Origin of the sequence: Novosphingobium subterraneum, from assembly GCF_000807925.1 — a bacterium.
GTDB classification, from domain to species: domain Bacteria; phylum Pseudomonadota; class Alphaproteobacteria; order Sphingomonadales; family Sphingomonadaceae; genus Novosphingobium; species Novosphingobium subterraneum.
Window position 1 is genome coordinate 106,912 of sequence record NZ_JRVC01000013.1, and the last position, 25,974, is coordinate 132,885.

Genomic DNA, 25,974 nt, shown 5'->3' on the forward strand with positions numbered 1-25,974 from the left:
TGCGACGCGCCTCACCGGGGCCCGGCAACCCTGTCGTCAGCGCCGTTATCCGATACTTAGGTATAGTCATCCGACACGATTGCAGAGGCGCCACACGGGCAATCGCTTGGTACCATCGCAAGAGAGGAAAATACCCTCGCGGTCGCCAATCAAGGGTGCGTGGACCTTCGCAGTCTGCGTGCCCTTGATTTGGCAGCGCGCCGCCCAGCCACGCGCGACATGAACGGGAGCGGCCTTCTGCGAAACCCAACGCTCCGCCGCATTTTCTATAAGCTCTCGCTCGAATTGCTGCGCGCCGCCTTTGTCTTCCTGCGACTGGGGTTAAAGGGCGAGGCGCGCCTGCTTGCGCACGCGTCTCAATGGGCGAGGCACACGGCTTCCGGTCGCCGCCGCAGGTGGTGGCACCGGAAAGTGGCATGAGCGTCGTCGCCGCCTTTCTATATCATGAGGGCAAACGGCTACGGCCGGTGACCCTGATCGATCCGGTGTGCGAGCATATCGCCGAGGATGACTTCGTGTGCGTAATCCTCGGCGTCATCGCCGCAGTCTGCATCGGACTCTACATCCGGTTCAAACGCAACCACTGGCTTTGACGTCGCTGACCGCTGTCCACATCGCGCAGGGCTGAGGCCGCCGGGGGTAGGTTGCCACAATTCAATGCTTTCGAAGCGTCTCGGCGCGGTGCCGGTCCAACGCATCGAGCAAAGCCCTGCCGATCAAAGGCTTTGCGAGAACGTGATCGAAGCCCGCCTCGGCGGCCCGCGAGGCCAGCAGCGTGTCGTGAAAGCCTGAGATCATGATGGCGCGTCCCGACCATCCGATCTCGCGAAGGTGACGCAGCATCGCGAATCCGTCGATGTCGGGCATGCGATAGTCGAGGATGACGCAGTCTGCCTCCTTCGCGCGGGGGTCGGCCAACAGCGCGTGGCCGGTCGTATATCCCCACACGGCATAGCCGCGCGATCTCAGCAGCAGCTGGAGGCCACGCCGCACGCCGGGATCGTCGTCGGAGACGAGGATGGTGTATCTGCCATCATGCTGAGTGGAACGGACCGATGGCATTGCGAGAAGCGGACACCCGTGTGACGATTGCACCATCGATCGCATATCGCGCCTCGTCCCGTCGCTACGTAGAGGTCGCAGTCACTTCGGCTTGCGGCCCATGCCCGCGGCAAAGGCGATCCGCAGGGCTTCGGACAAATTGCGGACCTCGAGCTTGGCCATCAGGCTCGCGCGATGGACCTCGACCGTTCGCGATGAACAGCCCAGGTCATAGGCGATCGTCTTATTGGGCAGGCCGTTCGCCAGCCCTTCCAGCACTTCACGCTCCCGGGGCGTCAGTGCAGCGACCCGCACGCCGGCTTCAGAGGTTTCCAGAGTGCGAAGGTCGACATCGTCGAGACGCGCGAACGCGCGGCTGACGGCGCCGAGCAGGGCGGCTTTCTCGAAGGGCTTCTCGAGAAAGTCGACCGCGCCGCCTTTCATGGCCTGCACCGCAACCGACACGTCGCCATGGCCGGTCAGGACGATGACCGGCATATTGACCCCGCGTGCTGCCATGGCGGCCTGAATCTCGAGACCGTCCATCTCGGGCATGCGCACGTCGAGGATGACGCAGCCGACGGCCGCCGACTTCGCCTCCTTGAGAAACTCCACGCCCGAGGCATAGGTCACGACGTCGTAGCCCGCGGTCTTGAGCGCAAAGCTCGCCGCCTTGCGGATGCTCTCCTCGTCGTCGACCAGATGGATGACGCGTCTATCCCCCATGTTCCTCCTCCGCCCGCGCATGGATCAAGGTAAAATGAAAGCGCGCGCCGCCGCGGTCGGGGCGCTCCATCCAGATACGGCCCCCATGCGCTTCGATGATGGTCCGGCAGATCGAAAGGCCGAGGCCCATGCCGTCGGCCTTTGTCGACTTGAACGCCGTGAAGAGCTGCTCCCGGACCTCGTCGGCGATGCCGGGGCCGGTATCCTCCACGGTCACCTCGATCAGCCCGTCAGGGCGCAACCTGGTCGCTACCTTGAGGTCGCGAACAGGACACGCCGCCATCGCCTCGATGGCGTTGCGCATCAGGTTGACCAGCACCTGCTGGATCTGCACCCTGTCGACGAGAACCGGCGTCGCGGCGGGATCGACCGCGAAGAAGCTGCGGATGCCGCGCTCGCGTGCACCGACCAGCGCGAGCTCGCTCGCCTCGGCGACAACCTGCGGCAGATCGTGGAGGCTCTTGTCGACCTCGCCGCGGGCGACGAAATCGCGCAGGCGCCGGACGATATGGCCGGCCCGCAGCGTTTCCTGTGCCGCATCATCCATCACCGACCGTAGCGACACGAAGGGTTCGTCGTCCCGCTCGTCGAGCATGTCGCGGATCGTCTCGAGATAGAGCGCGACCGCGGCAAGCGGCTGGTTGAGCTCATGCGCGAGGGTCGAGGCCATCGTGCCCATCGCGCTCAGCCGGGAGACATGGACCAGCTCTGCCTGCAGTTCCTTGAGCCTGAGCTCATCCTGCTCCTTGGCGGTGAGATCCCGGATGAAGCCGGTGAACAACCGCTGCCCGTCTTCACCGGCCTCGCCAACCGACAGCTGCATCGGGAAGGTCGAGCCGTCGCGGCGCTGGCCGACCACGACGCGGCCGAGGCCGATGATCCGGCGCTCGCCGGTCTGGAGATAATGCGCGATATATTCGTCATGCCGGTCGCGATCGGGCTGGGGCATCAGGCAGGAGACGTTGCGGCCGACGAGCTCGGTTTCCGAATAGCCGAACAGGCGTTGGGCGGCCGCGCTGAACGACGTGATGTCGCCGGTCTCGTCGATGATGATCATCGCATCGGGGACGGTCGCCAGGATCGACTGGAGATGCTGCTCGCGGGTCTCGATTGACGCCCGGACCGCCGCCTCGTCGGTGACATCGCGACTGATGCAGGCAAAGCCTCGATGTGCGTCGCCTTCGAACAGGGCGCTGATCGTCAGGCGCGCGAGATACTCCGCTCCGTTCTCGCAGACCCGCCACGCTTCGCGCTCCAGCGTGCCTTCGTGAAGGGCGGCCGCCAGGTCTGCGCACGGGCGGCCGGCCGCAATCTCGTCGGGCGGGTAGAACAGGTCATGGGGCTGTCCCAGGACGCGATCGAGGGGCCAGCATTCGGCACGCTCGCCTTCTTCATTATAGCTCAGCACGATCCCGGCAGGATCGAGCAGCGTCAGGACATGGCCGCCAGCCTGTCGCAGGAACAACGGCGCAAGCCGCACCACCTCCCTGGCAATCTCGTCCGCCCCGCGCCTCGTGTCGACCATCGGCCGGCTCACATACCTGGCCGGGCGCACGTATCCGGGCGTAGCCCGACCGTGCCACTCAGCGCCGCGCGAGTATGGCCTTCATCTCGTCGATTTCCTGCCGCTGCGAGCGCTTGATCGCTTCGCAAAGCCGGATGACTTCCGGATCGCTGAGCTTTGCTTCCTGGCACATCAGGATCGCCCCGGAATGATGCGGGATCATCGAGCGCAGAAAGGCCGTGTCGCCGATCGTGGTCTGGGTGCGGATGAGTGCAAAGCTGCCGAAGAAGGCGACCAGCGACGCGGCGATCAGCGCGATGTTGGCGGCCTTCGACACGAACATGTGTCGCATGGCGAGGATCATCAGCACCACCATCGGTGCGACCATCATCAGCGTCATGTAGAGCATGTTGAGGTTGTTGTAGAAGCTGTCGAGCCCGTCGATCATGACGAACATCACCAGATACATGATGACGCCGCTGATGACGGTCTGAACGGCAAGGCTCCAATAGGCACCCATCTTCCGGGTGTTCATGTGGGACGAATGGTCCATGGCGTATCTCCTTCGCTCGGCGCCGGCCGACCTGGGTATGAGTGTAACGCCCCGCTCTCTTGTTCGCCCCCGCCATCAACCGTCCTGATGCTAAAACCAGAAGCGAACGCCGGCGACGAAGCTGGTGGCATGGACGTCCTCGCCCGCAAGCCTCGACAGCCGCGCCGTGTCTCCGGCTTTGCGCAGATAGGAAACGCCGATGTAAGGTGCGAACTGGCGGCTGAATTCGTAGCGCAGGCGCGCGCCGAGCTCTATGTTGACCAGCCCCGAACCGATGTCGTTCTCCGGAATATCCTGCGCGGCGAAATTGACCTCGGCGCGCGGCTGCAAGATCAGGCGCTGGGTGATGCGCTGGTCGTAATAGCCCTCGACCCGGCCCAGAACATCGCCCTTGGTCGAGAGGAACAGCGCGCCTTCGACCTCGAACATGCCAGGAGCCAGGCCCTCGACGCCGATCGTCGCGTAGGTGCGGTCGGGCCCGCGGCCGAAGTCCTGGCGGATACCGCCCTGAAGATTGAAATAGGGGTCGATGGCCCGGCTGTAGAGCACCTGCACCTCGGCGCTGTCGATGCCGCGGCCGAACTCGCCTTCGCCCTCGCTCTTGAGCCAGAGCCGGTTGATGTCGCCGCCGTAAAAGCCTTCGCCATCCCAGCGATAGCCATCGCGGCCGCTATGCGCCTGATACTCGAACACGTTGAGCAGCACCTGCCCGAAATTGTTGCCGCCGCTATCCTTCATCATGATGTCGCGCGAGCGCGCCATCTCGCCGCCGGGAAAATCACGATCGGCGAAGTGGTCGCTTGGGGGAGGCGGCGGGGGCGCATTGCCGGCCGGAAGCGCCGTGCCGGTCATTTGCATGCCGGGCATGGCGGGCATTCCCGGCATCGTTGTCTGGCCATGCTGCGAATGGTCCATACCCGGCATCTCCGGCATCGCGGGAGACGCGGGTTGCGGCTGACCGGCCGCATCTCCCTGCGGCGCAGGACTGGCCTGGTGCTGCGAATGGTCCATCGCCGAGGTGGCGTCCGGCGCTGGTGTCTGAGCGCGCGGCCTGGCGGCGGCCTTGTCCTTCTTCTTCTCCTGCGCCGGCGCCACTTCGCCCGGCGGCGCCATGCCGGGCATGCCGTGCATCGAATGATCCTGGGCAAAGGCGGGCGCGGCAGCGAAAAGGGCGATCGCGCTCACCAGCGGCGTGAGGATGCGGGTCATTACGCGTCTCCCTTCGGACGGACGCTCACGACCCGCATCATCCCTGCATGCATGTGGTAGAGGAGATGACAGTGGAAGGCCCAGTCGCCGACCGCGTCGGCGGTGAAGTCCCAGGTCACCTTGCCGCCGGGCTGGACGATCACCGTATGCTTGCGCGGCGCATGATCGCCATGCCCCGTCACCAGCTCGAAAAAATGCCCGTGAATATGGATCGGATGCCCCATCATCGTGTCGTTGATGAGATTGACGCGCACCCGCTCGCCTTCGATGAAGGGGATCGGCTCGTGATGGTCCGACATTTTTTCGCCGTCGAACGACCACATGAACCGCTCCATGTTGCCGGTGAGGTGAATGTCGATGCTGCGGCTCGGCGCGCGCACGTCCGGATTGCGATCGAGCGCCATCAGGTCCCTGTAGACAAGCACCTTGTGGCCGACGTCGGCGAGGCCCTGGCCGGGCTCGCCGGTGCGGTCTACGGGCATCGGCGAGATGGTCTGGACGCTCGGGTCGCGCTTCACCTGGGGCGCATTCGAGAAGTCGCGCATCTTCATCGAGCCCATCGCGTGCCCGCCATGATCCATGCCCGCCATCTGGCCATCGGCGCCCATCGCCCCGTGGTCCATGCCCGCCATCGACGAGTGATCCATCCCCAAGTGGTCCATGTCTCCCATGGCGCCTTGCTCCATGCCGGACGCCATCGCGGCCCCCGCACCGGTTGCGAGGCGGGCAGATGCGTTCTTTTCGGCAGTCGGATCGACGCCCCGCGTCGTGCCGCCCGACATGTCCATGCCCTCCATGCCGGACATCGAGGACATGTCCATGCCCATGTCCTTCATGTCGGCGAGCGGCCGTTTGCGCAGCGGCGGCACCTCGCCGGCCATGCCGGCCCGCGGCGCCAGCGTCGCGCGCGCCATGCCGGAACGATCGATTGCCTCGCCGACGAGCGTGTAGGCCTTATCTTCGCTAGGCGTTACGATGACATCGTAGGTCTCGGCGACGCCGATCTGGAATTCGTCGACGCTGACCGGCATCACATTCTGCCCGTCGGCCTGAACGATGCTCAGGGGCAGGCCGGGAATGCGGACATTGAAGGTGGTCATCGCCGAGGCATTGATGACGCGCAGCCGCACCCGCTCGCCCGGGGTGAAGAGCGCAGTCCAGTTGTCCATGGGACCGTGGCCGTTGACGAGATAGGTGTAGGTCGATCCGGTCACATCGGAGATGTCGGTCGGGTCCATGCGCATCTGGCCCCAGTCGAGCCGATCCTTGAGCGGCTGGTCCTTGCCAGACAGAAGTCCGGCCAGCGTCTGGCGCTGGAAGTTGAAATGGCCGGGATTGACCTTGAGGCGACGGAAGATCGCCTGCGGTGACAGCGCGCTGTGATCGGCCAATACGATGACATGTTCGCGGTCATAGGCGACCGGATCGGTGCCCGCCGGGTCGATGATGATCGGCCCGTAATGGCCTTCTTGCTCCTGCAGGCCCGAATGGCTGTGATACCAGTAGGTACCGTTCTGCATCACCGGAAAATCATACAGATAGCTGCTGCCGGGCTTGATGCCGGGGAAGGAGACGCCCGGCACGCCGTCGTGTTTCGCCGGAACCAACAGCCCGTGCCAGTGGATTGAGCTGTCTTCCTCGAGCTGATTGATGACGTTGAGCCGCACGCGCTGGCCCTCGCGCAGCCGGATCAGCGGGGCGGGGACCGTGCCGTTGAGGCCGATTGCCCGGAACTTGCGCCCGTCGATGGTCATCGACTGCCGGGCGATGGTGAGCGTGATGTCTTCGCCCGACACGGTCGGCAGCGTCGGTCGCATCCCCGGCGAGATCGTCTGCGCCCAGGCCGGCAGCCAGGCTGACAATGCTGCGCCGCCGCCGGCGAGGGCCGCGCCGCGGAGGAACTGGCGGCGGTCGAGAGCAGAAATCATTCGGTTTGTCTCAGCTTTAAGAAAGAGGGCGGACCTATTGGAAATACGCAGCGTGGCCTCATCCCCCTCAAACTTTCTTCAATATTTCCGCGAGGCGCGCCCGGGCGCGGTAGAGGCGGGTCTCGACTGCCTTCTGGCTGATGCCGAGAATCTCGGCGGTTTCGGCTTCCGACTTCTCGTCGATCGTCCGCAGGATGAGCGTGTCCTTGAGAGAGGCGGGCAGGGCGGCGATCGCTTTCATCGCCTCTGCCAGTTGCTGCTCGGCGCCGATTGCCTGGTCGGGTAGCGGCGCCTCATCGGCGACGTCATCCGCCTCGCCCAGCGGCAGGGCCATGGAGAAGAAGTTCCGGACCGCGCGCCGGCGCCGCCAGTCATGGCATTTGTTGATGACGATCCGGGACATCCAGACCGGAAAAGGTCGCGCAGCGTCATAGCGGTTGAGTGCGGCAAAGGCCGCGACGAAGCTCGCCTGGGTGACATCTAAGGCCTCATCCATAGATCCGACATGGCTGCGCACGAGCCGGTGAACCCAACCTTGATGCCGCCGGACCAGTTCGCCATAAGCCGCTTGCCGCCCGCCAAGCGCCAAAGCCGCGAGCTCCCCGTCCGAGCAGTCGGGGAGGCTCGCGGTCATTTGGACTTGGCCGTCAGCGCTTTCACGACGGCGTCGTCGAACTTCTCGGTCTGATCGGGACGCAGCACGGCCCGCATTGCGAAGATGTGCTCGAGCGTTTCCTTCTGCAGGGCCCCCATGGCCTGGTGCGAGCGATCCACCGCCGCTGCGACTTGCGGGCCATAGCCATGCTCCGCTTCGATCGCCTCCGCGAGGCGCGCATTGTCGGCGCGCAGTTCGGCCTCCAGCGCTTGACGCCGTAAGGCGTAGTTCTTCTCGATTGTCTCGAGCCGGCTGTGTTGCGCGGAATCCAGCTTCAGATCGCGATGGAGCAGCTCGTGCAGCTCATTTTCGACCGGGCGTACTGGAACCACATAGACGCGGCCGATGACAACGCCAGCGATCGCCGCGGCAAAGGTCAGCAGGACGAGGAGCAGGAGCCGGCGGTCGCGCATCATTGTGAACTCAGCAGCGTCGAAGGAGCGAGCGCGAGCCGCGCGTCAAAGGGCGATATCGGCCCGGCTTCGGTCGACCGCACAGGCACGGCCGAGCCGGCAATTCCCAGGAACAAGGCTGCTGTCGCGGCGATACCGAATGTCGTGGCGCTCAGGCGGGGCATGGCCTGGAGCCGGGCGATCTCGGCCATGACGCGGCTGTCCAGCCCGGCAAGCCGGGGATCGAGCGGCGCTTCCCGCAACCGGCTGAGCATGTCGTCGAGGTGGTCCATGATGTTTCTCCGTCTTCACTTCTCAATACGCAGGATGGTCCGGCAACCCTTGTCCGGGAACAAAAAGAAAATTGCGAGGGGTGCAGGTCGCGGCTGCGTATTGTCTCATGGGATCCACAGGAGAATGTTCCAATGCGTTTCTTTTCGCCTCTCGCAGCTATCGCCATCGTAGGCCTAAGTGTTTCGGCTCCGGCCTATGCCCATCCCAAGCTTGTATCCTCGGCTCCGGCCGCCAATGCCAGCGTCTCGGCGCCCTCGCGCATTACGCTTACGTTCAGCGAAGGTCTGATGCCCAGGCTGTCGGGTGCCGAGATCGTGATGACCGGTATGCCCGGCATGCCCAACCATCGCATGGCGGTAACCGGCTTCAAGACGTCCGTCGAAGGCGACAAGACGCTCGTGCTGACGCTCGCCAAGCCGCTCATGGCGGGCAGCTATCAGGTCGCCTGGCACGTCGTCTCGACCGACACGCACCGCATCCAGGGCAATCTCGCCTTTACCGTCAAGTGACGCCATGAACGACGTGGCACTCGTCGCCGTCCGCTGGGCGCTCTACGTCGATCTCGGCCTGTTGTTCGGCCTGCCGCTGTTCGCGCTCTATGCGCCCGGCGGCGGCCGGATGGTACAGCGGCATCTGCCGATGGTAGCAATGGTGGCCGGTCTCGCCTGTCTCGCCCTCCTGCTGTCGGCGCTGGGGTTCGCGTTGCAGGCAGCGGCCATGACCGGGCTGCCGCTCACCCAGCCTGATCTTTCCATGGTCGCAGAGCTGTTCAACGGCACGTCCATGGGAACGGCGCTGAAGGCGCGCCTCGTCGCGCTCCTCGTTCTTCTGCTCTCCATCCCCTTCTATCGCCGGCAATCCGGTCCTGCCTTCATCGCCTCCACTCTGGCAGGCGCGGTCGCACTCGCGACCCTCGCCTGGAGTGGGCATGGCGCGGCTGGCGAAGGCGAGGCGGGCTGGCTGCAACTGGGGGCCGATCTCATCCATCTGCTCGCCGCCGGCGCCTGGGTCGGCGCGCTTGCCGCATTCCTCGCGCTGGTACTTCCCAGGCTCGCAACCGACGATCTCGCCGCTCAAGACATGGACCGGGTCACGCTCGCCGAGGAAGCGTTGCGGGGCTTCTCCCTCGTCGGCACGATCATCGTCGCCCTGCTGATCCTGACCGGGACGGTGAACGGCTGGTTCCTCGTCGGTCCGGGCAACATCGCCTCGCTCGGGCAGTCGACCTACGGCCTGCTGCTCATCGCCAAGCTGCTGCTGTTCGCCGGCATGCTGGGCCTGGCCGCGCTCAACCGTTATCGCCTGACCCCGGCACTTGCGCAGGCGATCGAGGAAGAGGACGCGCCACGGGCGCAGGCGCTGCTGCGCGCGAGCCTCGTCGTCGAAGGCGGTCTTGCGATCGTCATTCTCGGGCTCGTCGCCTGGCTGGGGACACTATCGCCGCCCATGTCGATGTAGCTTATCGTTTCGGACGCCTCGCGTTGGGAGAAGCCAATGCAATCCTACACCCCGCCGCTCGGGACCGGATCGACGAAAGACTATGATCGCGCGATCCGCCTGTGGACGCGGGAGAAGCGGTGGCGTGCCGCCATGCTCGCCGCCCTGGCGCCCAAAGCCGGTGAGACGGTCGTCGACGTCGGCTGTGGCACCGGCAGCTTCGCGCTGATGCTCAAGCAAGCCGAGCCCAGGACGCAGGTGATCGGTCTCGATCCCGATGCCGAGGCGCTCGACATCGCGCGGCACAAGGCCGCTGTGCGGCGGGCCGATATCGACTGGCGTCAGGGATTTGCCAGGGACGTGGCCCCGGGTACCGCCGACGCTGTCGTGTCGAGTCTCGTGCTGCATCAGATGCCGGTCAGGGAGAAGGCGGCAACCCTGCGCGCCATGTTCGCCATGCTGCGCCCGGGTGGGCGCCTGGTGATCGCCGATTATGGCCGCCAGCAGGGTTTCATGCGGCTTGCCTTCCGCCTGACCGTGCAGCGGCTCGATGGCATCGATGATACCCGGCCCAATGCCGACGGCGTGCTCCCCGGCCTGATCGCGGCGGCCGGCTTCAGGCATGTGGCCGAGACGTTTCGGCTTTTGACCATCACCGGCGCGATCGACTTGTTTACGGCGCATCGACCGGCGCAGGACCACGGCCTTACGGTTGCCAATGACCTTGGCTGATGGCGGCCAGGCGAACGGGCCCGCCGATTTGTCCGCTTAGGCGATTACGTATTGACCCTGACACGGTGTCAGACCCTAGATCGTCAGGCGTCGAAAGGAGCAAGGCGATGAACGAGACACATGGAGCGGCGCATGGCGGCGGTTGCTGCGGCGGCCACAGCGCCGCGAAAGCGGCGACCGGCGTCAAGGACCCGGTCTGCGGCATGACCGTCGACCCGGCGACCACGGCGCATCAAGCCGAGCATGGCGGTGAACGCTATCATTTCTGCAGCGCGGGCTGCCGGGCAAAATTCATCGCCGATCCCGAGCGCTATCTCGGCCCGCCGGCACCGCCGGTCGCGGTGCCAGAAGGCACGATCTGGACCTGCCCTATGCATCCCGAGATCCGGCAGGACCATCCCGGGTCCTGTCCGATCTGCGGCATGGCGCTCGAACCCGCGACAGTAACCGCCGACAGCGGCCCCAGCCACGAACTGGTCGATTTCACACGGCGCTTCCGGGTCGGCCTGATGCTGGCCCTCCCGGTGCTGATCCTCGAGATGGGCGCGCATCTCTTTCCCGCGATCCATCGCCTCGTGCCGATGTCGATCTCGGTATGGATCCAGTTCGTGCTGGCGACACCCGTCGTGCTCTGGGCGGGCTGGCCCTTCTTCGAGCGTGGCTGGACCTCGCTCAAGACCCGCAACCTCAACATGTTCACCCTGATCGCGATGGGGACCGGGGTCGCCTGGATCTACAGCGTCGTCGCGACGCTCGCGCCCCAGCTGTTCCCGCCCGCCTTCCGCGGAGAGGACGGCATGGTTGCCGTCTATTTCGAGGCGGCCGCGGTGATCACTGTCCTCGTGCTGCTCGGCCAGATGCTCGAACTGCGCGCGCGCGAGCGGACCTCGGGCGCGATCAAGGCGCTGCTTAACCTTGCGCCAAAGACCGCGCGCCGGATCGGTTCCGATGGCAGTGAAGAGGAAATCAGCCTCGATCTCGTTGCGGTCGGCGACCGCCTGCGTGTGCGTCCCGGCGAGAAGGTGCCGGTCGATGGCGTGGTCGAGGACGGCCGTTCCTCGCTTGACGAGTCGATGGTCACCGGTGAGTCCATGCCCGTCACCAAGGCCAAGGCCGACACGGTGATCGGCGGCACGCTCAACCAGACCGGCGCGCTCGTTATCGTCGCCGACAAGGTTGGCCGGGACACCATGCTCGCGCGCATCGTCCAGATGGTCGCCGAGGCGCAGCGCTCGCGCGCGCCGATCCAGCGCATGGCCGATCAGGTGTCGGGCTGGTTCGTGCCCGTGGTCATCGCGGTCGCGGTGGTCGCATTCATCGCCTGGGGCATCTGGGGCCCCGAGCCGCGCTTCGCCTACGGGCTGGTTGCGGCGGTCGCCGTGCTGATCATCGCCTGTCCCTGCGCACTGGGTCTCGCCACGCCGATGTCGATCATGGTCGGGGTTGGCCGCGGCGCCGGGCTCGGCGTCCTCATCAAGAATGCCGAAGCGCTCGAGCATATGGAAAAAGTCGACACGCTCGTCGTCGACAAGACCGGCACGCTGACCGAAGGCCGGCCTGCCGTCACCCAGATCGTGCCGGCGCCCGGCTTCGACGAAGCCGAACTGCTGCGGCTTGCCGCCTCGGTCGAGCGGGCCTCCGAGCATCCGCTCGCGCTGGCGATCGTCGAGGCCGCCAAGGATCGCGGCATCCCCACGAGCGACGTCACCGACTTCGATTCCCCCACCGGACGCGGCGCGCTCGGCACCGTCGACGGCCGCCGGATCGTGCTCGGTAATGCGCGGTTCCTCTCGGAAGAGGGCATAGCAACCGACGCGCTGGCGGAGCAGGCCGACGCCCTGCGCCGGGATGGCGCCACCGCGATCTTCATCGGCGTCGACGGCACCGTCGGCGGCGCCTTTGCAATCGCCGATCCCGTGAAGCAGACGACGCCGGAGGCCCTGGCCGCACTCAAGGCCGAAGGCATTCGCGTGGTGATGTTGACTGGCGACAACCGCACCACAGCAGAGGCGGTGGCAAGGCGGCTCGGCATTGACGATGTCGAAGCCGAGGTACTGCCCGACCAGAAGAGTGCCGTCGTCGCGCGGTTGAAAAGCGAGGGGCGCGTGGTGGCGATGGCCGGCGACGGGGTCAACGACGCCCCCGCACTGGCTGCCGCCGATGTCGGTATTGCCATGGGCTCGGGCACCGACGTCGCGATCGAGAGCGCGGGCGTGACGCTGCTCAAGGGCGATCTCATGGGCATCGTGCGGGCACGGCGGCTGAGCCAGGCGACCATGTCCAACATCCGCCAGAACCTGGTCTTCGCCTTCATCTACAATGTCGCCGGGGTGCCGGTGGCGGCGGGCGCGCTCTATCCGCTGTTCGGCATCCTGCTCTCGCCGATCATCGCGGCCGCCGCCATGGCGCTCTCCTCGGTCAGCGTGGTCACCAACGCGCTGCGCCTCAACCGGAAAGCGCTGTGAACATCGGGGAGGCGTCGAAGCAAAGCGGGGTCTCGGAGCGGATGATCCGCCATTATGAGAAGATCGGCCTCATCCCGGCGCCGCCGCGCCGGGGAGCGGGTTATCGCGACTATGACGAGCGCGATCTTCATCGCCTGCGGTTCATCGCCAATGCGCGCGATCTGGGGTTTCCGATCGAGGAGATCCGGACCCTGCTCGGCCTGTGGGCCGACACGGGCCGCAGCAGCGCCGATGTAAAGCGGGTCGCGTTGGCGCGGGCGGAGGAATTGCAGCGCAAGGCCGAAGCGCTGACGACCCTGCGCGAGACCCTCGTCGATCTCGCCGAGCGCTGTCATGGCGACGAGCGGCCAGATTGTCCCATCATCGCCGAACTGAGTCTCGACAGAAAATGTTAGCGCCGGCCGCCTCTCGGACCAGACCCGCTCTGGCGGCCGGGGTGCTGATCGCACTTGGCATTCTCACGACGGGCCTCGCGATATATTTCCTCGCAGTCCGCCCGCCACTGCTGGCGGAGGATCTTCGCCATATCGGCGGCAACCCGCAGACCCTTTCGCCGGTATTGCGGGACTGGTTCGGCGGGATAGCTGGCTCGCCCGTGCGACCGCACTGAGCCTCCTGATCGTATTTGGCCGCTTTTCATACAGCAATGTCGTGCTGAGCTCTGACTTCTGGGGCTGGCATATGCGAGGCAATCCCTCCGTAGGACTACGGAGTGCGCAGAGGCTTCCTGCGCTTCAGGGCTTGTTGCACCGCAGCAGGAGCGAAAATGTGCAGAGTCGAAGCAATATCCCTGACCCGTTGGACGGTCTGGCCACGACGCTGGATCGGTCGAGCTTCGCCGCCATCGCGCAGCTGACTTCAGGCCAGTCGCCCGCCACTTTGGCGCAGTCTTTTTCCGACTGGTGGACGCACATTCTCTGCTCGCCAGGCAGGCAGCTGCAGCTCGCCGCCAAGGGCGGGCGCAAGCTGATGCGGCTCGCCGACTATGCCATGCGCAGCGCATCCGGCAGCGATCCCGAGCCGGCGATCGATCCGCTGCCCCAGGATCGGCGCTTCGCCGACGCAGCCTGGAAGCGCCATCCGTTCGACCTGATCGAGCAGGCCTTCCTGCTCCAGCAGCAATGGTGGCATGCCGCGACGACCGGCGTGAGCGGCGTCACCGGGCACCACGAAGCGATCGTCGAGTTCGCGACCCGCCAGATGCTCGACATGGTGTCCCCGACCAATTTCATCCCGACCAACCCCGTGCTCCAGCAGCGCATCCTCGAAACCGGAGGACAATGCCTTGTCGAGGGTGCGCGATTTTTTTGCGACGACCTGGAACGCCTGGTACGCGGGGAGCCCGCAGCGGGCACGGAGGCCTATCGGGTCGGCGAGAAGGTCGCAGCCACGGCTGGCAAGGTCGTGTTTCGCAACAGGGTCATGGAACTGATCCAATATGCGCCCGCAACCGAGACGGTGCGTCCGGAGCCGATACTGATCGTGCCGGCATGGATCATGAAATATTACATCCTCGACCTGTCGCCGGAAAATTCGCTCATCCGCTGGCTGGTAGGGCAGGGCTACACCGTGTTCTGCATCTCCTGGCACAATCCCGACAGCGCCGACCGCGATCTCGACATGGAGGATTATCGCCTGCTTGGGCCGATGGCCGCCGTGGATGTCATCCAGGCGATTACCGGCACCGAGAAGATCCACGCGGCCGGCTATTGTATCGGCGGCACGCTGCTCGCCATCACCGCGGCCGCGATGGCGCGCGATGAAGATGAGCGTCTGGCGAGCGTCACGCTGTTCGCCGCCCAGACCGAGTTCAGCGAGCCGGGCGAACTTGGTCTGTTCATCGACGAGGCGGAGATCAACCTGATCGATGCGATGATGTGGGCGCGCGGCTTTCTCGACAGCAGCCATATGGGCGGCGCCTTCCAGATGCTGCGGTCCAACGATCTGCTCTGGTCGCGCATCCTCTCGACCTATCTCATGGGCGAGCGCGAGCCGATGACCGACCTCATGGCATGGAACGCCGACGGCACCCGCCTGCCCTATGCCATGCACGCGCAATATCTTCGGCGCCTGTTCCTCGACAATGACCTGTCCGAAGGGCGCTACGAGGCCGGCGGCCACCCGGTCTCGCTCTCGGGGCTGCGCATGCCGATCTTCATGGTGGGCACGGAAACCGACCATGTCGCGCCGTGGCGCTCGACCCACAAGCTCCACATGCTGACGGGCGCGGAGATCCGCTTCGTGCTGACGAGCGGTGGCCACAATGCCGGGATCGTCTCCGAGCCCGGGCATCCTCATCGCCACTTTCGCGTCGCGACACGGATGCAGGATGGCCCGGCGCCAGGTCCCGATACCTGGCTGGAGCGGGCCGAGCTGCGCGAAGGGTCGTGGTGGCCGGAATGGAGTTCATGGCTTGGATCGCACTCGGGCAAGGCGGCCGCCCCACCGTCGATGGGCGCGCCCGAACGGAACTATCCGCCGCTCGGTGATGCCCCCGGGCGCTACGTGCTGGAGCGCTGAGCCATGGCCACCGCCAACCTCATCGAGAACCGCACGTTCGACGAGATCGCCGTCGGCGACACGGCCAGCCTCACCCGCACGCTGACCGCCGACGACATCCAGCTCTTCGCGGCGGTGTCAGGCGACGTGAATCCGGCGCATCTCGACCCTGTCTATGCCGAAACGGACATGTTCCACAGGGTCATCGCTCATGGCATGTGGGGCGCGGGGCTCATCTCGGCGATCCTGGGAACCGAGCTGCCAGGGCCCGGTGCGATCTATCTCGGCCAATCGCTTCGCTTCACCCGCCCGGTGGGCGTCGGCGACACCATCACGGCCTGCGTCACCGTCGCGCAGAAGCGCGCCGAGCATCATGTCATCGTTCTCGACTGCACCTGCGTGAACCAGAAGGGCGAGACCGTCATCAGCGGCCAGGCCGAGGTCAAGGCGCCCACCGAGAAAGTCAGCCGGCCCCGCATGCCGCTTCCCGACGTGCGGATCGCCAGCCATGACCGCTTCCGCCAGTTGATGGCGCGCGCCAAGGACGGATCTGCGTGCGTCACGGCCGTGGTCCATCCGTGCAGCGCCGACGCCATGCGCGCAGTGGCTGAGGCCGCCGACGCCGGCATCGTCGTTCCGATTCTCATCGGCCCTGCGGCGCGTATGACGAATGCGGCGAAGGACGCCGGTGTCGATATTGCGGCCTTCCGGGTGATCGACGTCCCGCACAGCCACGCCGCCGCCGCCGAAGCCGTCGCGCGCGTGCGGGCCGGCGAAGCCGCGCTGCTGATGAAGGGCTCGCTTCATACTGACGAGCTCATGGGCGCGGTCGTATCGTCCGACACGGGCCTTCGGACCGAACGCAGGATTAGCCACGCCTATGTGATGGACGTGCCCGGCTATCCGCGCCCGCTCATCATCACCGACGCCGCGATCAACATCGAGCCGACGCTTGAGGACAAGGCCGACATCGCGCGCAACGCGATCGACCTTGCCCATGTGATCGGGATCGAACAACCCAGGGTCGCGATCCTCGCCGCCGTCGAAACGGTCAATCCGAAAATGCGCACCACATTGGATGCCGCGGCGCTCTGCAAGATGGCGGACCGGGGCCAGATCGAAGGCGCGCTGCTCGATGGCCCGCTCGCCCTCGATAATGCGATCAGCGAGGCGGCCGTGCGCGAGAAAAGTATCGTCTCGCCGGTCGCCGGCCAGGCGGACATCCTGCTGGTGCCCGATCTGGAGGCCGGCAACATGCTCGCAAAGCAGCTGACCTTCCTGGGCGGCGCCGATGCCGCAGGCGTGGTGCTCGGCGGGCGCGTTCCGATCATCCTCACCAGCCGGGCAGACAGCGTGCGCACGCGCCTCGCCTCCTGCGCGCTCGCGGTGCTGCTGGCGCGGGCTGCGACCAAGGCGGCTCCCGGCGTTGCGGGACAGCGCCGCGATGGCTGAAATCCTGTGCCTCAACGCCGGTTCGTCGAGCCTTAAGTTCGCGCTCTACGCCGAGCCGGGCACTGATGAGCCCTCTTTGCTGGCGAGCGGCAAGATCGAGAATATCGGCCTTGAGCCGCACCTGATCGCGCGCGATGCGAAGGGGGATGTCCTTGCCGACCGGCGCTGGACGAAAGACGTCACGATCACGCATGAGACGCTGCTCAAGGATTTGCTGCGGGAGATCGAAGCTTCGGTCGGCGAGGATCTGATCGCGGTAGGACATCGGATCGTTCATGGGGGCGCTGACCATTCAGCGCCGGCGCGGGTCGACGCGCCACTCCTCGCCGCACTCGAGGCGCTTTGCCCACTGGCGCCATTGCATCAGCCCCATAATCTCGCCGCGGTCCGCGCCGTCTCCAGGCTGCGCCCCGCTCTGCTGCAAGTCGCCTGCTTCGACACCGGCTTCCATCATGGCCAGCCCCCGGTTGCGACGCGCCTCGCGCTGCCGCGCGCGCTCGGCGAAGAGGGCATGCGGCGCTACGGCTTTCACGGCATCTCCTACGAATATATCGCGCGGCAGCTGCGTTTGATCGATCCCGATACAGGCGGTGGCCGCACGATCGCCGCGCATCTCGGCAACGGGGCCAGCCTCTGTGCGATGGACGGGGGGCGCAGCATCGACACGACGATGGGGTTCACCGCACTCGACGGATTGGTGATGGGCACGCGGTGCGGAGCGCTCGACCCGGGCGCGGTGCTCTATCTTCTCCAGCAGAGGGGCATGACGGCGCGCGAAGTCGAGCGTCTCCTCTACAGTGAGTCCGGCCTTTTGGGCGTGTCCGGCACATCGAGCGACATGCGCGCGCTTCTCGGCAGCGAAACGCCCGCCGCTGGGGAAGCGATCGACCTCTTCGTCTGGCAGATCGCGCGCCAGGCTGGCGCCCTCGCATCCTCGCTCGGGGGGCTCGATAGCTTCGTGTTTACCGCCGGGATCGGCGAGAATGCGCCTGAAATCCGCGCCCGCGTCGCCGATCGGCTCCGCTGGCTCGGCGTGGCGCTCGACACGGACGCGAATCTCCGCGGAGCGTCGGTCATCAGCGCGCCGTTCAGCCGTGTCACGGTGCGCATCATCCCGACCGACGAGGAGTGGATGATCGCCATCCACACCGCCGATCTTCTGCGTGAGGAGCCGAAACCATGAAACCTCTCGTCGATCTTACTGGCAAGCGCGGCCTGGTGATCGGCATCGCCAACGCGCAGAGCATCGCGGCGGGCTGCGCCCAGGCCTTCCACGACTGTGGCGCGAGACTGGCGGCGACCTATCTCAACGGAAAGGCCGAGCCGCTCGTGGCGCCCGTCGCGGAGACCCTGGGAGTCGAATGGCTCGCCGCGTGCGATGTCCGGGTGCCGGGCGAACTGGAGGCCCTGTTCGAGCGGGTGAAGTCCGAATAAGGCGGCCTCGATTTCCTGCTTCATTCGATCGCTTTCGCGCCGAACGAGGATTTGCACGGCCGCGTCGTCGACAGCTCGGCCGAAGGCCTCGCGCTGGCGATGGACGTCTCGTGCCACAGCTTCCTGCGCATGGCGCGTCTCGCCGAGCCGCTGATGTCGGATGGCGGCTGCCTGCTGTGCGTCACCTTCTACGGGTCGGAGCGGGTGGTCGAGCACTACAACCTGATGGGGCCGGTCAAAGCGGCCCTCGAAAGCGCGACCCGCTATGTCGCGGCTGAGCTTGGCCCCAAGGGCATTCGCGCCCATGCGATCTCGCCAGGCCCGATCGCGACCCGCGCTGCCAGCGGCATCGACCGCTTCGACGAGCTGCTCGAACGGGCCGCGGCGACGGTCCCGCAGCACCAGCTCGTGACCATCGAGGATGTCGGAGGGCTCGCCGCCTTCCTGGTGAGCGATGCCGGCCGCCATATCACCGGCACGATCATTCCGGTCGATGGCGGTCAGCACCTGCTCGGCTAGGGCGGCTCGCCGCGATCGGGGGCTATCCTATTTGTCGCTGGTGGCCTGCTTCTCGCCGTCGCCCGGGCTTTTCTGCCCGAACCATGGTCCGACAATGGCAGCAAAGGCATCCAGCGCCCCGGGAGCCGTCGGAGCGCTCGCGACGGCCTGCCAGGCCTGCTGCCATTCCTCGAACGCCGATCTTGTGCCGGCAATCATATGCTCGCGGACCGTGGCCATGTCCTCGAACAGTGCCCGCGGTCCGGCCGGGCTGACCGCGCCGGCGTCCGACGTCTTGTCCGTCGCGCCCGCAATCGAGGCACGCGCCTCTTCGGCGAAGCGGCCGGCGGCGCGGTTGCCGACCTCGAGCGACTCTTCGCCAACTTTCCGGGCGACTTCGGCGAGCTTCAGCATCAGGCCGACATTCGCTTTGGCGAGCGCGGCAAGTTGATCGACCGGATAGGGCATGGGACGATGAACCTTTCTCTTCGCGTCTAAGCTCCAGCGTATCGGGCATGCAGCCCTGGCCTGAGGCTCATCGCGTCGCGCCGCCGATATTCGGCGAGGCTGAATCAGAGAGAATCGGTAACTCTACGTATGCCGAATCTGCGGCTTGCCTGCGACGCTCAGCCAATGCACTTTTGGCTTGTCGTCCATGTCGTGCCCGCGGGCAGCGACTTCTACCCGTCCCGTCATGATCGCGGCACGGTCGGGCATGATTATGGTCTGACCCGGCAACCGGCATGGGCGTGATACCATCCATAGCCAGGCTCGGCCGGATTGCGGCGCTCCGCGGTCCCGTCCTCGATGTCGAGTTCGACGAAGGGCCGCTGCCCGCAGTCAATGAAGCACTGCGCATCGATGCGGCGTCAGGCCCGCTGGTCGCGGAAGTGCAGAGCCATATTGATGATCGGACCGTCCGCGCCGTCGCGCTTCAGCCGACCTCCGGTCTGGCGCGCAATGTCGGCGTGGTGGCCTTGGGCGCACCCATCGCGGTTCCGGTCGGAGACAAGGTTCTTGGGCGGCTCCTTACGCCGACCGGGCAGGTGGGGGACGGCGGCGCGCCGCTCGGACCGGATGTGCCATTGAGGCCGATCCATCGCGCACCCCCACCGCTCGACGAGCAGAGCGCGGCGACGGCGATGTTCGAGACCGGCATCAAGGTCATCGATCTGCTCGCACCGCTTGCCCAGGGCGGCAAGGCCGCCATGTTCGGGGGCGCGGGGGTGGGCAAGACCGTGCTGGTGATGGAACTCATCAACGCGATGGTCGCCCGCTACGAGGGTGTCTCAGTGTTCGCGGGCATCGGCGAGCGATCGCGCGAGGGCCATGAGCTGCTCACCGACATGCGCGGCTCGGGTGTGATCGACAAGACCGTGCTCGTTTTCGGGCAGATGAACGAGCCGCCGGGCGCGCGCTGGCGGGTCGGGCTGACCGCGCTCACCATCGCCGAACATTTCCGCGACGAGCAGAAGCGCAACGTCCTGCTGCTCATGGATAATGTGTTCCGCTTCGTCCAGGCCGGCAGCGAGGTGTCGGGCCTGCTTGGACGCATGCCCTCGCGCGTCGGCTATCAGCCGACGCTGGCCAGCGAGGTGGCCGCGCTGCAGGAGCGCATCGCCTCTGTGCATGGGGCTGCGGTGACCGCGATCGAGGCGGTCTATGTGCCCGCCGACGATTTCACCGACCCTGCGGTCACCGCCATCTCCGCCCATCTTGACAGTTCCATTCTGCTCTCGCGCGCCATGGCGGCCGAAGGCATCTATCCCGCGGTCGATCCCCTGGGGTCCTCGTCGATCCTGCTCGATCCGCAGGTCGTGGGTGATCATCATTACGCGCTCGCCCAGCAGGTCCGAGAGACGATCGCGCATTATCGCGAGCTGCAGGACATCATCTCGCTGCTCGGCATCGAGGAGCTGGGCCGCGAAGACCGGCTGATCGTCGGCAGGGCGCGGCGACTTCAGCGCTTCCTGACCCAGCCCTTCATGGTGACGCGGGCCTTCACCGGGCAAGCCGGCCGCTCGGTGGCGCTGGCTGATACCCTGAAGGGCGTCGCGGCCATCCTGTCGGGCGAGACCGACGACTGGCCCGAAAGCGCCTTCTACATGGTGGGCGATATTGAAGAGGCACGCTCTCGCGTGGGGCAGGGCGCATGAAGCTGCGCATCACCGATCCGACCGCGATCCTCGTCGACGCCGATGTCGCGTCGGTTCGCGCCGAGGACGCCAGCGGCAGTTTCGGCATCCTGTCGGGCCATGCCGATTTCTTGACCGCGCTTGGCGTCTCGATCGTCTCCTGGCGGGGCTCCGATGGCGCTCCCGGCTATTGCGCGGTGCGCAACGGCATTCTGACCGTGAGCCACGGCACGGAGGTCGCGGTCGCGACGCGCGAAGGCCATGTCGGCGATGACCTTGGAACGCTCGAGCATGACGTGCTCGCGCGCTACCGCGAGCGCGACGAGGGCGAACGATCCGAACGGACCGCGTCGGCGAAGCTCAGGATGCAGGCGATCCGCCATATGGTCGAGGCCCTGCAGGGTGGTGGCCGGGAGCTTGGTCTGTGAACGCGGACAAGCCCGAGCAGCCGATCGTCGAAGCCATCCGGACCCGCGCGGAACGGCGGCGGCTTGCGCAGCGGCTTCCTTCCGTCGCCCGCAATCTCGGCCAGATCGGCGTGCTCGGTTGGCAGATCGTCCTGCCCGCGCTGGTCGGTCTCGCGATCGGCCGCTGGCTCGACCACCGGCTGGATAGCGGCATCTTCTGGACCGCGCCGCTCCTGCTCGTCGGGCTCGCCCTCGGCTGCTGGTCGGGCTGGCGCTGGATGCACCGGCAATGAGCCAGCTCTCCCCCATCCTGTTCCTGGCCCTCGGATTTGCGGTCGGCCTCGCCCATTTCGCGGCCATCGCGAGAGAAGCCGACCTCGTCACACATGGCGGCTCGGCATCGCGCGCGATCCTGCTGAGGCTCGGGCGTCTCGCCGTCACTATTCTGGTCCTCGTCATCGCCAGCCGCCAAGGGTGGCCGGCGCTTCTTGCCGCAACAGCCGGCTTCATGGGCGGTCGCCAGATCATGCTCCACCGGTTCGGAGGTGCCCGATGAAATTCGCCTCGCCGCTCGAAGGCCATGTACTTTTCACCGTCGGCCCGGTACCGATCAGCCAGCCCGTGGTCACGACCTGGGGCATCATGGTCGTGCTCACCATCGGAAGCTGGCTGCTGACCCGCCGCCTTACTCTCCGCCCATCGCGTGCGCAGGCTGCGATCGAGCTGGTCGTCGAGACCGTCGCCGGCCAGATCCGCGAGACGATGGAGGCGGAACCGCGGCGTTATCTGCCGCTGATCGGCACGCTGTTCCTGTTCCTGCTGGTCGCCAACTGGTCGTCGCTGATCCCCGGCGTCGAGCCGCCGACCGCGACCCTCGAAACCGACGCGGCGCTGGCGCTGATCGTCTTCGGCGCAACGCTCTGGTTCGGCGTCCGCGCGCTCGGGCCCAGGGCCTATCTCGCGACCTTCGCGCGCCCCTCGATCCTGCTCGCCCCGCTCAATATCGTCGAGCTCTTCACCCGCAGCTTCTCGCTGATGGTGCGCCTGTTCGGCAACGTCATGAGCGGCGTCTTCATGATCGGCGTCGTGCTGAGCATCGCCGGGCTGCTCGTCCCGATCCCGCTGATGGCGCTCGAAATGCTCACCGGCGCGGTCCAGGCCTACATTTTCGGCGCGCTCGCCATGGTCTTTATCGGGAGCGCTATCAGCGAGAACGGCGCCCGCCCGGCATCCAAACAGGAGTCCCCCGCATGAACTGGATCCATCTCGCCAGCATCCTCGGCGCCGCTTTCGCGATCTCGATCGGCGCAATCGCCCCGGCGCTCGGGCAGGGCAGGGCCGTCGCCGCCGCGATGGACGCGATCGCGCGCCAGCCCGAAGCCGCCAACACCGTCTCGCGCACGCTGTTCGTGGGCCTCGCGATGATCGAGACGATGGCGATCTACTGCCTCGTGATCGCGCTGCTGCTGCTCTTCGCCAACCCGTTCGCCTGACATGCGGATCGACTGGTGGACGCTCGCGCTGCAGGCGGTCAATGTCCTCATCCTCGTGTGGCTGCTCGGACGCTTCCTGTTCCGTCCGGTGATGGATGCCATCGCTGCCCGCCAGGCATCGGCCCAGGCGCTGCTCGACGAAGCGCAGGAGGCAAAGGACCGGGCACAGGCCGAAGCGCAGGCGCTCAAGACGCAGAATGACGGCTTCGTCGCGGATGCGGCTGCGCGGCACGCCGAGATCCGGACCGAGGCCGAAGCAGAGCGCCAGCGCCTCCTCGCGCAGGCCAGGCTCGAGGCGGACGCCGTGGTCGAGCAAGGCCATGCGGCGATCGATGCCGAACGCGGGCGGGTGGCGGCACAGTGGCGGGAAAAGGCAGCGAGCCTCGCCGCCTCGATGGCGGGCACATTGCTCGCTCGTCTCCCGCCCGAGCAGACGGTGCAGGCCATGGTCGACGCGCTCAACGCGCGGCTCGGGGACCTTTCCGAGGCGGATCGCCGCAGCCTGGCGGTCGCCGGGACCGTCACCGTCGCGACGCCCGCGCCGTTGACGGCCGATCTGCAGACGCAGGTAGCGCGCGCGCTTGGCGAAATCCTGCCGGATACCGCGACCCCGATCTTCGCGGTCGATCCAGATCTCATCGCCGGCGCGGAGCTTCGCACGCCCCACGCCGTCGTGCGCAACAGCTGGCGCGCCGATCTCGACGCCATGGTGGAGAGCCTCAATGAGGACGATCATGCCCGGATCGCCTGAAGACTGGCTGACGCAGGCCCAGAGCTGTATCGCGCGCGCCAATCTCGGGCCGCGTGTCGATGCAATTGGCCGGGTGGAATCGATCGGCGACGGCGTTGCTATGGTCTCGGGCCTTCCGGACGCGCGCCTCGACGAATTGCTCTATTTCGCCCGGGGCCAGACCGGATTCGTCCACACGCTCGACCGGGACCGGATCGGCTGCGTGCTGCTCGACGATGCCGCCCAGGTGGAGGCAGGAGACACCGTAACCGGCTCGGGCGAGGTGGTGCGCGTGCCGGTTGGCGAGGCATTGCTTGGCCGCGTCGTCGATCCGCTCGGCCGTCCGCTCGATGGCGGCCCACCGATAAGGGCCAGGCGTTTCGACCCTGTCGAACGGCCGGCGCCATCGATCATCGAGCGCGACCTCGTCGTCCAGCCGGTCCAAACCGGCACGCTCGCGATCGATGCGATGTTCGCCATCGGCCGGGGGCAGCGGGAACTCATTCTCGGAGACCGCGCCACCGGCAAGACGACGCTCACGGTCGACACGATCATCAACCAGCGCACGAGCGACATGATCTGCGTCTATGTCGCAATCGGTCAGAAAAGCTCGGCGGTCGCACGCGTGATCGATCAGGTGCGGCGGCATGGCGCACCGGACCGCACCGTCTTTGTCGTGGCGAGCCCCGCCGCGGCGCCTGGGCTTCAATGGATCGCGCCCTTCGCGGGCTTCACGATGGCCGAATATTTTCGGGACGCGGGCGGCCACGCGCTGGTGGTGCTCGACGATCTCACCAAGCATGCCGCGACCCATCGCGAGATCGCTCTGCTGACCGGGCAGCCGCCCGGGCGCGAGGCCTATCCCGGCGACGTCTTCTTCCTCCATTCCCGCCTGCTCGAACGCGCGGCGCGTCTCTCGGCCAAACGAGGGGGCGGTTCGCTCACCGCCCTGCCGATCGCGGAGACCGATGCCGGGAATGTCAGCGCCTATATCCCAACCAATCTGATCTCGATGACCGATGGTCAGATCATTCTCGACGCGAAGCTGTTCGCGCAAGGGCACAAGCCCGCCATCGACGTCGGCACGAGCGTGAGCCGGGTCGGCGGCAAGACGCAGCTGCGTGTCCTGCGCGACGCGAGCGGAACCATGCGCCTCGACTATGCGCAGTTCCTGGAACTCGAGATGTTCACCCGCTTCGGCGAGCAGCCTGAGCCGCGCGTCCGGGCCCAGATCGAACGTGGCAAACGCTTGCGCGCCCTGCTCGTGCAGCCATTGCTCAGCCCCCTGCGGGCCGTCGACCAGGTGGCGCTGGCCCTTGCGCTCAGCGAAGGGTTGCTCGACGACATGGCAGTAGCGGAGATACCGTCGCTCCGCACACGGCTGCCCGCCTGGATCGACGATCACGTCCCCGAGCTTTGCGCGCAGATCGAGCGGACCGGACAGATCGACACTGCGCAGCGGGCCGCTCTGGTCGCGGCGGTGAAAGCGCTGCTCGAAAGCCCGCGGATGGGCGGTATGCCATGAGCGATCGTCTCGCCGAGATCGGCCACCGGATCGAGACCGTCCGCCAGCTCGGTGCGGTGGTCAACGCCATGCAGGGCATCGCCGCGCAGCGGGCGCAGCAGGCGCGCGCGCTGCTGCCCGCGGTGCGACGCTATGCGGAGACCGCCCGCACCGCCATTGGCCAGGCGCGCCGCCTTGACGAGCCACTGGCGCGTTTTCCGGCGCGGGCGGTCGGTGGTGCGAGAGGCGGCCTTATCCTGTTCGGTGCGGAGCAAGGCTTTGCCGGGGCCTTTCCGGAGCAGCTGCTCGACGGCGCCGCGGCCGACATGCAGGACAGGCATATTCTTCTGATTGGGGCACGCACGGCGGCCCTTGCGGCCGAGCGCGGTCTGCGCATCGCATGGAGCGCGAGCATGCCGAGCAAGGCCGACGCGCTTCCCGCGCTGGCGACGAGCATCATCGACGCGGTTTACGACTTTCTGGAGGAGGCCGGCGCGGTGCCCATTACCATGGCTTATCCGGTCTGGAGCAGCGGCAAGGGCATCTCGATCGTGCGTGCGAGCCTCCTGCCGCTCGACCTCGACACTTTCCCGGCGTCCACGGCGGATTTGCCGCCGCTCGTCAATATCAAGGCGGCGGACCTCATCGGCAACCTGACAGTGGAATATGTCTTCGCCCAGATCTGCGCGGCGGCGGTCGAGACGTTCGTCGCCGAGAATGAGGCACGGCTGCGCACCATGGCGACCGCCCGCAGCCACATCGATCGCAAGGGCGAGGCCCTGCGCCTCGAGGAGCGGCTCACGCGTCAGGATCAGATCACCAGTGAAGTCGTCGAACTGAGCGGCGGGCGACATCGGCGAGAATGAATGCAGGGCAGGCATTTCTG

Annotated in this window: 29 protein-coding genes and 1 pseudogene; 20 read left to right on the forward strand and 10 right to left on the reverse strand. The window is 66.5% G+C overall.

The genetic code is table 11. The features are described 5' to 3' along the window. Window positions 1-359 precede the first annotated feature (359 nt). Window positions 360-593 (forward strand): hypothetical protein, encoded by a 234-nt coding sequence (locus tag NJ75_RS25115; protein ID WP_236727151.1) that lies wholly within the window; start codon window positions 360-362, stop codon window positions 591-593. Window positions 594-654: 61 nt separating this feature from the next. Here the strand turns inward: NJ75_RS25115 and NJ75_RS13790 are convergent, their stop codons facing one another. The 9 genes from NJ75_RS13790 to NJ75_RS13830 form a co-directional block, all read right to left on the reverse strand. Continuing rightward, window positions 655-1,062 (reverse strand): response regulator, encoded by a 408-nt coding sequence (locus NJ75_RS13790; protein WP_013039094.1) that lies wholly within the window; start codon window positions 1,060-1,062, stop codon window positions 655-657. Between the two features lie 81 nt (window positions 1,063-1,143). After that, window positions 1,144-1,767, reverse strand: coding sequence for a response regulator transcription factor (locus tag NJ75_RS13795; RefSeq protein ID WP_015449255.1), 624 nt, complete (start codon window positions 1,765-1,767; stop codon window positions 1,144-1,146). Continuing rightward, window positions 1,757-3,292 carry a PAS domain-containing sensor histidine kinase gene (locus tag NJ75_RS13800; RefSeq protein ID WP_030089528.1) on the reverse strand — a complete coding sequence of 512 codons (1,536 nt, stop codon included), beginning with the start codon at window positions 3,290-3,292 and terminating at the stop codon, window positions 1,757-1,759. Before NJ75_RS13800 ends, NJ75_RS13795 begins: the two co-directional genes overlap by 11 nt. Window positions 3,293-3,350: 58 nt before the next feature. Next, entirely contained in the window at window positions 3,351-3,824 is a 474-nt protein-coding gene (locus tag NJ75_RS13805; protein WP_015449253.1) for a DUF305 domain-containing protein, read from the reverse strand. A gap of 90 nt (window positions 3,825-3,914) precedes the next feature. Next, a complete protein-coding gene (locus NJ75_RS13810) occupies window positions 3,915-5,033 on the reverse strand; it encodes a copper resistance protein B (RefSeq protein WP_039335436.1) in 1,119 nt (372 codons plus the stop codon). Next, the gene (locus NJ75_RS13815) at window positions 5,033-6,961 is read right to left on the reverse strand and encodes a copper resistance system multicopper oxidase (protein ID WP_039335437.1); all 1,929 of its coding nucleotides are present in this window, start codon (window positions 6,959-6,961) and stop codon (window positions 5,033-5,035) included. The genes NJ75_RS13810 and NJ75_RS13815 overlap by 1 nt, the downstream gene beginning before the upstream one ends. A 67-nt stretch (window positions 6,962-7,028) precedes the next feature. After that, a complete protein-coding gene (locus NJ75_RS13820; protein ID WP_039335440.1) occupies window positions 7,029-7,595 on the reverse strand; it encodes an RNA polymerase sigma factor in 567 nt (188 codons plus the stop codon). Beyond that, entirely contained in the window at window positions 7,592-8,029 is a 438-nt protein-coding gene (locus tag NJ75_RS13825; protein WP_039335535.1) for a periplasmic heavy metal sensor, read from the reverse strand. The genes NJ75_RS13820 and NJ75_RS13825 overlap by 4 nt, the downstream gene beginning before the upstream one ends. Beyond that, complete coding sequence (locus NJ75_RS13830) at window positions 8,029-8,301, reverse strand: hypothetical protein (protein WP_039335441.1); 273 nt, start codon at window positions 8,299-8,301, stop codon at window positions 8,029-8,031. The genes NJ75_RS13825 and NJ75_RS13830 overlap by 1 nt, the downstream gene beginning before the upstream one ends. Window positions 8,302-8,433: 132 nt before the next feature. Here NJ75_RS13830 and copC point away from each other — a divergent pair, with 132 nt between their 5' ends. From copC to fabI, 10 genes and pseudogenes are all read left to right on the forward strand, one after another. Beyond that, a complete protein-coding gene (gene copC / locus NJ75_RS13835; protein ID WP_039335443.1) occupies window positions 8,434-8,811 on the forward strand; it encodes a copper homeostasis periplasmic binding protein CopC in 378 nt (125 codons plus the stop codon). 4 nt (window positions 8,812-8,815) lie between these two features. Beyond that, entirely contained in the window at window positions 8,816-9,760 is a 945-nt protein-coding gene (copD, locus tag NJ75_RS13840; protein WP_039335445.1) for a copper homeostasis membrane protein CopD, read from the forward strand. A 36-nt stretch (window positions 9,761-9,796) separates the two neighbouring features. Next, a complete protein-coding gene (locus NJ75_RS13845) occupies window positions 9,797-10,471 on the forward strand; it encodes a class I SAM-dependent methyltransferase (RefSeq protein ID WP_017501308.1) in 675 nt (224 codons plus the stop codon). Window positions 10,472-10,578: 107 nt separating this feature from the next. Then, entirely contained in the window at window positions 10,579-12,936 is a 2,358-nt protein-coding gene (locus NJ75_RS13850; protein ID WP_039335449.1) for a heavy metal translocating P-type ATPase, read from the forward strand. Beyond that, window positions 12,933-13,331, forward strand: coding sequence for a Cu(I)-responsive transcriptional regulator (gene cueR, locus NJ75_RS13855; RefSeq protein ID WP_039335451.1), 399 nt, complete (start codon window positions 12,933-12,935; stop codon window positions 13,329-13,331). The genes NJ75_RS13850 and cueR overlap by 4 nt, the downstream gene beginning before the upstream one ends. Further along, window positions 13,325-13,546 carry a hypothetical protein gene (locus NJ75_RS13860; RefSeq protein WP_017501310.1) on the forward strand — a complete coding sequence of 74 codons (222 nt, stop codon included), beginning with the start codon at window positions 13,325-13,327 and terminating at the stop codon, window positions 13,544-13,546. Before cueR ends, NJ75_RS13860 begins: the two co-directional genes overlap by 7 nt. A gap of 188 nt (window positions 13,547-13,734) precedes the next feature. Continuing rightward, on the forward strand, window positions 13,735-15,456 hold the full coding sequence (locus tag NJ75_RS13865) for a PHA/PHB synthase family protein (RefSeq protein ID WP_039335453.1): 1,722 nt from the start codon (window positions 13,735-13,737) through the stop codon (window positions 15,454-15,456). A gap of 3 nt (window positions 15,457-15,459) precedes the next feature. Further along, window positions 15,460-16,887, forward strand: coding sequence for a bifunctional enoyl-CoA hydratase/phosphate acetyltransferase (locus NJ75_RS13870; protein WP_039335455.1), 1,428 nt, complete (start codon window positions 15,460-15,462; stop codon window positions 16,885-16,887). After that, on the forward strand, window positions 16,880-18,070 hold the full coding sequence (locus NJ75_RS13875) for an acetate/propionate family kinase (RefSeq protein WP_039335457.1): 1,191 nt from the start codon (window positions 16,880-16,882) through the stop codon (window positions 18,068-18,070). Before NJ75_RS13870 ends, NJ75_RS13875 begins: the two co-directional genes overlap by 8 nt. Further along, window positions 18,067-18,840, forward strand: a pseudogene (gene fabI, locus NJ75_RS24385) (enoyl-ACP reductase FabI). The gene NJ75_RS13875 and the pseudogene fabI overlap by 4 nt, the downstream one beginning before the upstream one ends. Window positions 18,841-18,867: 27 nt before the next feature. On the opposite strand, the gene NJ75_RS13885 reads toward fabI, so the two are convergent. Next, window positions 18,868-19,287, reverse strand: a complete 420-nt coding sequence (locus NJ75_RS13885) for a hypothetical protein (protein WP_039335459.1) — start codon at window positions 19,285-19,287, stop codon at window positions 18,868-18,870. A gap of 275 nt (window positions 19,288-19,562) precedes the next feature. Here NJ75_RS13885 and atpD point away from each other — a divergent pair, with 275 nt between their 5' ends. From atpD to NJ75_RS13930, 9 genes are read left to right on the forward strand one after another with little or no spacing between them, the layout of a single operon-like run. Continuing rightward, entirely contained in the window at window positions 19,563-20,975 is a 1,413-nt protein-coding gene (gene atpD, locus NJ75_RS13890; protein WP_039335461.1) for a F0F1 ATP synthase subunit beta, read from the forward strand. Continuing rightward, entirely contained in the window at window positions 20,972-21,382 is a 411-nt protein-coding gene (locus NJ75_RS13895) for a F0F1 ATP synthase subunit epsilon (protein ID WP_039335462.1), read from the forward strand. The genes atpD and NJ75_RS13895 overlap by 4 nt, the downstream gene beginning before the upstream one ends. Then, the gene (locus tag NJ75_RS13900) at window positions 21,379-21,654 is read left to right on the forward strand and encodes an AtpZ/AtpI family protein (RefSeq protein WP_039335464.1); all 276 of its coding nucleotides are present in this window, start codon (window positions 21,379-21,381) and stop codon (window positions 21,652-21,654) included. Before NJ75_RS13895 ends, NJ75_RS13900 begins: the two co-directional genes overlap by 4 nt. Beyond that, a complete protein-coding gene (locus NJ75_RS13905; RefSeq protein WP_039335465.1) occupies window positions 21,651-21,917 on the forward strand; it encodes an ATP synthase subunit I in 267 nt (88 codons plus the stop codon). The genes NJ75_RS13900 and NJ75_RS13905 overlap by 4 nt, the downstream gene beginning before the upstream one ends. Further along, window positions 21,914-22,615, forward strand: a complete 702-nt coding sequence (locus tag NJ75_RS13910) for a F0F1 ATP synthase subunit A (protein ID WP_039335466.1) — start codon at window positions 21,914-21,916, stop codon at window positions 22,613-22,615. Before NJ75_RS13905 ends, NJ75_RS13910 begins: the two co-directional genes overlap by 4 nt. Then, window positions 22,612-22,854: a F0F1 ATP synthase subunit C gene (locus NJ75_RS13915; RefSeq protein ID WP_017501321.1), complete on the forward strand. Its 243-nt coding sequence runs from the start codon at window positions 22,612-22,614 to the stop codon at window positions 22,852-22,854. The genes NJ75_RS13910 and NJ75_RS13915 overlap by 4 nt, the downstream gene beginning before the upstream one ends. 1 nt (window position 22,855) lies before the next feature. After that, entirely contained in the window at window positions 22,856-23,605 is a 750-nt protein-coding gene (locus NJ75_RS13920; RefSeq protein WP_039335467.1) for a F0F1 ATP synthase subunit B family protein, read from the forward strand. Next, entirely contained in the window at window positions 23,577-25,109 is a 1,533-nt protein-coding gene (locus NJ75_RS13925) for a F0F1 ATP synthase subunit alpha (RefSeq protein WP_370631691.1), read from the forward strand. The genes NJ75_RS13920 and NJ75_RS13925 overlap by 29 nt, the downstream gene beginning before the upstream one ends. Then, window positions 25,106-25,954 (forward strand): F0F1 ATP synthase subunit gamma, encoded by an 849-nt coding sequence (locus NJ75_RS13930; protein ID WP_039335471.1) that lies wholly within the window; start codon window positions 25,106-25,108, stop codon window positions 25,952-25,954. Before NJ75_RS13925 ends, NJ75_RS13930 begins: the two co-directional genes overlap by 4 nt. The last annotated feature ends 20 nt before the right edge of the window (window positions 25,955-25,974 follow it).